The 5762-nt window shown below is 68.8% G+C and carries 5 protein-coding genes; 2 read left to right on the forward strand and 3 right to left on the reverse strand.

The annotated features are described in order from the left end of the window. Positions 1–63 precede the first annotated feature (63 nt). The gene (locus tag A6V29_RS05270) at positions 64–339 is read right to left on the reverse strand and encodes a cation:proton antiporter regulatory subunit (RefSeq protein ID WP_137159333.1); all 276 of its coding nucleotides are present in this window, start codon (positions 337–339) and stop codon (positions 64–66) included. Positions 340–871: 532 nt separating this feature from the next. Here A6V29_RS05270 and A6V29_RS05275 point away from each other — a divergent pair. Beyond that, positions 872–1738 (forward strand): universal stress protein, encoded by an 867-nt coding sequence (locus A6V29_RS05275; RefSeq protein WP_137159334.1) that lies wholly within the window; start codon positions 872–874, stop codon positions 1736–1738. 29 nt (positions 1739–1767) lie between these two features. Next, entirely contained in the window at positions 1768–2889 is a 1122-nt protein-coding gene (gene tal / locus A6V29_RS05280) for a transaldolase (RefSeq protein ID WP_137159335.1), read from the forward strand. A gap of 64 nt (positions 2890–2953) precedes the next feature. Here the strand turns inward: tal and A6V29_RS05285 are convergent, their stop codons facing one another. Both A6V29_RS05285 and A6V29_RS05290 read right to left on the reverse strand, forming a co-directional pair. Further along, positions 2954–4351, reverse strand: coding sequence for an NAD(P)/FAD-dependent oxidoreductase (locus tag A6V29_RS05285; protein ID WP_137159336.1), 1398 nt, complete (start codon positions 4349–4351; stop codon positions 2954–2956). Beyond that, a complete protein-coding gene (locus A6V29_RS05290) occupies positions 4327–5424 on the reverse strand; it encodes a PAS domain-containing protein (protein WP_170977697.1) in 1098 nt (365 codons plus the stop codon). Before A6V29_RS05290 ends, A6V29_RS05285 begins: the two co-directional genes overlap by 25 nt. Between the last annotated feature and the right edge of the window lie 338 nt (positions 5425–5762).

Genomic DNA, 5762 nt, shown 5'->3' on the forward strand with positions numbered 1-5762 from the left:
ATCGACCGGTTGAACCCGCCCTCGGACGCTGCCGCGCCCAGGACCGTGTTGACCTCCGCCACGCTACGGCTGATCCTCGGTGAGCTGCCAGGTCCGGTGATGGGTGCGTGATCCGGGATCGTCCTCGCCGGGTGGCAAGGCGAGCAGCTCCACCAGCGCCGCACGCTCGTGCGGCTCCAGGGGGACCGACTCGCCCACCGTGTCCGGATCGTCCTCGGTGTAGACGATTAAGTCGACTCGCTCGTCACGGTGCACGACCAGTCCCAGCCGCCGTCCCGACGAGGTCGCGAAGTCGTACCGGATCCCCACCCCAGGCAGCGGTGTCTGCTCCACCTCCACCGCACACCTCCTTGCGCACGCCGAGTCAGCGCCTGGGCCGATCCTCCCCACCAACCCGTTAGGCAGCCACCCGAGGCTGCTCATCCCAGATGTGAGTGGGGGGTGCTCGCACTGGGACAGAAATCTGCCTGGCACGCTGTCGCCTCTCTTCTTAGCGAGCTTCGTAAGGACCGACTCGCGCATCGCGGTGGGCGCACGTCGCCGCCACGAGGCCGTGAGGAGCGGCTGTCAGCGGCCCGAGGTTTCCGCTTCACCGCAAGGGGAACACTCAAAATGTTGAGAGCCAGCCGCGAGCCACACGGTCGGATACCGGCAGGAGGACCCACAGTATGTGGGTAGCCGTCGCATAACACGATGTTCTGCTCGTCGCCGCCATGAACATCGTCTCGGCTGACGGTCGACGGCGAGATTCGAGGAGAAACGGAACTCCCAGTCACGCCAGACGCGCCGTCTGCCGTGGTCGGAGCCTCCCCGGCGGTCACTCACAGGGCAGCAGCACGCCGACCTCGGGATCGATCAGAGAGACTCCAAGGTGAGCGAACCAGCCGCAGCAGCAGTCCCCGTCCTCGTTGGCTTCGACGGGTCGCTGAGCGCGATCACCGCTGTTCAGGTCGGCGGTCGCCTGCTCCCCGAGGCGGTAGCTCACGTCGTCTACCTATGGGAGCCTCCTTTCGCCTCGCCGGAACTACGGCATCGCTTGGCCCAGGAGGCCCGCAGCCTGGACGACCTGATCCAGGCGCTGGAGCGAGAGGGGCGAGCCGAAGCCGAGCGCATTGCAACTCTCGGCGTCGCTGTGGCCCGGGCGGCAGGCTGGACCGCTGAACCGCTCGTCGAGCGCAGCTACGGGGGCGTTGGCTACCAGTTCGCACGGCTTGCTGAACAGTTGAACAGCGATGTAGTGCTCGTCGGGTCGCGAGGCCTGAGCGGCCTCAAAGCGATGCTCGGCAGCGTCTCCGACGTGGTTGTCCAGGTAAGTCCGGTACCCGTCCTGGTGATTCCTCATCCCCTGACCACCAGCGAGTGGACGGCGGCCGCTGAGGGACCCGTCGTCGTCGCCCATGACGGCTCGAACGCTGCCTCCCAAGCCGGGGCGACGGCCGCCCAGCTCTTTCCGGGCCGCGCTCTCCTGCAGGCCACCGTCGCACCCGAGGGCCACAACGGTGGGCCACGTTCCGATGACGGCGTGGTCCTGCTGCGTCGCCGCGGTCACGGCGCAACAGGGATTGCGCACACGCTGGCGGACTATGCGGCGCAGCAGCGCGCAGCAGTGATAGCTGTCGGCTCCAGTGGCGAGTCGGACCGTCACACAACCTTGCTCGGGGACATCGCCAGAGCAGTCACCCACCACGCCCAGCGGCCGGTGCTGGTGGTGCCGACCGGCAACCGCCTCACCACCTGACCCGCGGCGGTCTCGAGAGGAAAGCAACAATGGCACAAAACGAGAGGCTGGCCGAGCTGTCGTCGGCCGGGGTCGCCGTGTGGCTCGACGACCTCTCCCGCGACCGGATCCGCAGCGGCAACCTGCAGTCGCTGGTCCACAAGTACTGCGTCGTCGGCGTCACCACCAACCCGACCATCTTCGCCGCGGCGATCAGCGGCTCGGAGTCCTACGACGACCAGCTGCACGCCCTCGCCGTGCGGAAGGTCAGCGTCGAGGAGGCTCTGCGCACGATCACCGCTGCCGACGTCCGGGACGCCTGCGACCTGCTCGCGCCGGTCGCCCAGCGGCAGCCCGGTGACGGCCGGGTGTCGCTGGAGGTCGCCCCCGGCCTGGCCCACGACACCGACGCCACCGCCGCCGAGGCGGCGCACCTGTGGTGGCTGGTGGACCGGCCCAACCTCTACATCAAGATCCCGGCGACCGAGGCCGGGCTGCCGGCGATCACGACGTCCATCGCGCGGGGCATGAGCGTGAACGTCACCCTCATCTTCAGCCTCGAGCGGTACCGGGCGGTCATGGACGCCTACCTGGCCGGGCTGGAGCAGCGGCTGGCCGACGGCGGCTCGCTGGAGGGCATCGCCTCGGTCGCGTCCTTCTTTGTCTCCCGCGTGGACACCGAGATCGACAAGCGGCTGGACAAGGCCGGCGCCGACCCGTCCCTCAAGGGGAGGGCTGGGGTGGCCAACGCCCGGCTGGCCTACCAGGCCTACGAGGAGGTCTTCTCCTCCGACCGCTGGAAGGCGCTGGAGGCCCAGGGCGCCCGCCCGCAGCGGCCGCTGTGGGCCTCCACCGGCGTGAAGAACCCCGACTACCCCGACACGCTGTACGTCAGCGAGCTCGTCGCGCCGGGGACGGTCAACACCATGCCAGAGAAGACGCTCCAGGCCTTCGCCGACCACGGCAGCCTCGGCACCCCGGTGCAGAAGACCTACAACGAGGCCGCCGCGGTGATGCAGTCGATCGCCGACGCCGGCGTCGACCTGGGCGACGTGTTTCGGGTGCTCGAGGAGGAGGGTGTGCAGAAGTTCGTGGAGTCCTGGGACGAGCTGACCGAGTCGGTGCGCACCCAGCTCCAGGACAAGGCGCGAAGGGCAGGGCCGGACAATTAGGCCTCGGGCGGCCTGCTGGAGGTGTCGCAGGTCGTCCGACCCTTCCGCGACTGCATCGGGGATGTCAGTTGCCGGAGGCGCGCCGCAGCATGCCCGTCTCCTTCGGGGCTGGGAGATCGGCGGCCCACCGTGCCGGCTGATTGGTGCCACCGGTAGCGGCGGCGAGCAGGAACTCTCGACGGGGGTGGTGCACCTGCCCGAGCGGGACCACGTCCCGGCGAAACATCGACGCGAGCGTCCAGTCGGCGATGATCCGAACCTTGCGGTCAAGGGTGGGCATCCGGCTGACGTGGTAGCTGCGGTGCATTAACCAGGCCGGGAGGCCCTTGACCTTGACGCCGTAGACCTGGGCCACGCCCTTGTGCAGTCCCAGACTGGCCACCGAACCGACGTACTTGTGTCGATAGGGCATCGGCTCCTTGTCGCTCAGCACCCGCACGATGTTGTCAGCCAGCCGCTTGGCCTGCCGGACGGCGTGCTGCGCATTGGGCGCGGTGGTCGCACCGGGGCTCTCCTTGGTGAGGTCGGGGACGGCGGCCAGGTCGCCGGCCGACCACGCATCGAGCAGCCCGCGCACCTGCAGGGTGGGCTCGCAAACCACCCTGCCGCGCTCGTCGAGCGGCAGGTCGGTCTCGGTGAGCATCGGGTTGGGCTTGGTGCCCGCCGTCCAGACCAAGGTGTCGCTGGAAAACTCGTCGCCGTCACTAAGCCGAACGACGCAGTTGTCGCTGATCGACTCCAGCCGGGTGTTGAGCCGGATGTCCATCCCGCGTGCGGTGAGCTGCTTAACCGTCCAGGCGGCCATGTCCAGGTCGACCTCGGGGAGGATGCGGCCGGTGGCCTCGACCAGTACCCAGCGCATGTCGGCGGTCGAGAGCCGCGGGTAGTAGTGGGTGATCGCGTAGCGGGCCATGTCCTCGAGCTCGGCGAACGCCTCCACGCCGGCGTAGCCGCCGCCGACGAAGGTGAAGGTCAGCGCCCGGCGGCGCACCTCCGGGTCGTCGGTCGAGCTGGCCGCGTCCAGCCGGGCCAGCACCTGGTTGCGCAGGTAGATCGCCTCGCCGACGGTCTTGAATCCGATGCCGTGCTCGGCCAGGCCGGGGATGGGGAGAGTCCGCGCGACCGATCCCGCGGCCATGACCAGGATGTCGTAGGAGAGCTCGTAGGGTTCTCCCTCCAGTGGGATCACGCGGGCCCGCCGCTCGGCGTGGTTGAGCCCCGTCACCGCCCCGGTGATCACTCTGCAGCGTCGCAGGGTTCGGCGCAGCGGCACGACGACGTGCCGGGGTTCCACGGACCCGGCTGCGGCCTCGGGCAGGAACGGCTGGTAGGTCATGTGTGGCTGCGGGTCGACGACGACGATCTCCGCCCGCCCCCGGGCCAGTTTCTTCTGCAGCCGCAGGGCGGTGTAGAGGCCGACGTAGCCGCCGCCCACGATCAAGAAGACTGGACGTTGAGCCATGGCGGAACCGTAACCGCGCGCCGGTCAGGCCGAGTCCATTGCCCGGCCACGGACCACGACAGCCGAGAAGTCAGGACCGTCGCCAGGTTGGCCGCGACCCGTCGGAGAGCCGATCGTTCAGCGGCCTCGCTGAGGATCGCCGTCACCGCCGCCGGGAGCAGCTCGCCCAGCGGCGAGCTGCCGTCGGTGAAGACCCCCAGCCGGTCGCTGTAGACGCTGAGAGCTCCTGGGCGCTCCTCCGGCAGCCGCACCGGTACGACAAGCACGCTGCGCACAGATACCTCCGTCAGCAGGGTGCGAAGGCGAGGCCAGCGCTCGTCGACGGTGATGTCTGCGGACATCACCACGGTTCTGCAGTCGTGGGCGTCCTGGCATGGCCCTTCTCCGGCCGCGATCTGCTTGCCGTTGAAGAGCTGGGCTGTTGCGTCCTCAGCGGCAACGAGGCCGGGTTCCGATGGCGGGCCGACGCTGATGCTCATCGACGTCGCACCCGGGACTGCGCCCCTCACTACGGCCTCGATTCGGCGCAGCAGTCCTTGCTCGTCCTCGGTCGTGGCTGGGAGAAGGGCCAACCGCGCGAAGGCCTGCGCCATGGCCGTTGCCGTCGTACCAGGCTTGTCCACGTCCCTCGGTGGAGTCGGCGCCGACGGAGCTGGTGCGTCGCTGGTCAGCTCGATGCCCAGCCATCGAGTCAGGGTGGGGGTGGGCGCCGTTGTGTCCTTCCAGCCGAAGAGGCGAACCGACGGAGTCCTTCCGTCCGGACCGCGGACGATCACGTCGAGCTGGACCTCGGTGACCTCACCACTGTTCAGAGCTCCGTGTCGTTGTCGTAGCAGGCATCGGTCAGCAGCGGTGTCCAGCAGAGCGGAGAGACCCTTGCCGGGCAAGCGGGCGGCGGGGAGGCCGAACAGTCGCGCGGCCGCCGGATTGGCATGAGTCACCACGCCAGTCGCGTCGGTCTGCAAGATCGCCAACGGGAGCGTGTCCGCCAGTTCCAGCGCTCGGCGTTGTTGCTCGGCGCGCAGCAGGAGGTCGATGGTCTCCCAGTGCTCCTGCAGCTCATGTTCCGCCATCTGTGAGCCCTGGTACATCCCATCGTGCTGACATGTGCCTGCAGGCGGTTAAGCGTAGGTGGGGGAGCTGCTCCCCGCGCAGATTCGTCCCTGGCACGATCCTCCCGTGGGTCGGCGGGGGCATGTGCTCCATTGCCGTCCCATCGCTGAGTCGTGCATGGCAGCTTTCGCCTCGTCCAGGCTAGATGCCCGACTCGGGGTGACCGGGTGGAACGGAGTGCACGGCGACCGGCACAGCTGGACCTTTCCCTGCGGTCGGTGCGGACTAGATGACTGATTCCAAGGGGTGCGGCGTTCCCGCGGGAACGCCTGGTGCTGGTCAAGCCCGCGGGCGTGGT

It is taken from the genome of Blastococcus sp. CCUG 61487, from assembly GCF_005222955.1.
Taxonomy (GTDB): Bacteria; Actinomycetota; Actinomycetes; order Mycobacteriales; family Geodermatophilaceae; genus Blastococcus.